The sequence below is a fragment of the Oleiphilus sp. HI0043 genome (assembly GCF_001634935.1).
Genome location: NZ_LWEY01001503.1, coordinates 1 through 847 on the forward strand (window position 1 = coordinate 1; position 847 = coordinate 847).

Sequence of the window (847 nt, forward strand, 5' to 3'; positions counted from 1 at the left end):
GGGGGAATATTCGTAGGTTTGGCGCCCAGTTTGGCAATGACTTCACCCGCGAAGCCAGGAATACGCATTTTCAATCCTTGCAGGTCTTCTACAGTATTAATTTCTTTCTGGAACCAGCCGCCCATCTGGTTAGCTGTGTTACCGCCAGGGAAGGACATGAGATTGTACTGGTCATATAGCTCATTCATTAATTCCATGCCACCGCCGTAGTAAAACCATGCATATTGTTCGGAGGCGATCATACCAAAAGGCATGGTAGTGAAGTACATGGTGGCAGGCACTTTACCTTTCCAATAGTAAGATGCAGAGTGGCCCATATCGTATTGGCCTGACTTAACCATATCGAAGATACCAAAAGGAGACTTATGCTTGTTTGAAGAGTGAATGACGACCTTTAAGCGACCGTTCGACATCTTCTCGACCATCGATGCCATATTCTTGGAGGTGTCACCAAAAATAGGAAAATTAGGCCCCCAGGTTTCTGCCAGTTTTAGCGTGTATGAGTCTTGTTTTTCTACTTTGTGGGTGTGTTCAACCTTGTCATCACAGGCAACTAAAAACTGAACTGATATGACGATTGCTAGAAAGCTCACGACTTTTCGTAGAGACATTTGTGGCATCCTTGTTATTTTTGAAAGTGGAGCGCGAAATTTAACAGAACTAGGGTGTGCTTGAAAGCGTGGAATTGCTTTTATAGGTTTCTATTCAGAGCCATTAAGGCTACTCTTCGAACTCTTTATATGGGACCAAAATACCTAATATGCATCGATTATTCGCACTTTTGTTATTTCCACTATCTGCTTGGTCTGGTGAAGATAATCTGCACTCTTTAAGCTTTAGTTATGGC

Annotated in this window: 1 protein-coding gene; it reads right to left on the minus strand. The window is 43.0% G+C overall.

Annotation, left to right across the window (positions count from 1 at the left end; translation table 11 throughout):
• A partial coding sequence (locus A3729_RS21725) for a TRAP transporter substrate-binding protein (protein ID WP_369820152.1) occupies window positions 1–611 on the minus strand: 611 nt, incomplete at its 3' end.
• Window positions 612–847: the final 236 nt, after the last annotated feature.